This is a genomic window from Bacteroides caecigallinarum (genome assembly GCF_021530995.1).
Lineage (GTDB): Bacteria > Bacteroidota > Bacteroidia > Bacteroidales > Bacteroidaceae > Phocaeicola > Phocaeicola faecigallinarum.
The window spans coordinates 1-206 of sequence record NZ_JADYTF010000390.1; the positions used below are offsets into that span (position 1 = coordinate 1).

The window sequence follows — 206 nt, forward strand, 5'->3', positions numbered from 1 at the left end:
TCCGGATAGATATGTTCTTCCTCACGGCGGAGATGCTCAGGCAGCTTTTGGCGGACGGGAACTTTTTTCTCGTGTTCCCTGACCTTAATCCGCTTATACTCGCTTACCTCTTTTATGGCCTGGCGGGCTGCCTCTTCCTCCTCTGGAGTCATATCCATCTTGTCGAAGTCAAGTTTCAATTGGTTTGGGTCATCAGGGAGTTTTCT

1 protein-coding gene is annotated in these 206 nt (G+C 49.5%); it reads right to left on the minus strand.

Annotation, left to right across the window (positions count from 1 at the left end):
* A partial coding sequence (locus I6E24_RS17730) for an IS66 family transposase (RefSeq protein ID WP_455577817.1) occupies positions 1–206 on the minus strand: 206 nt, incomplete at both ends.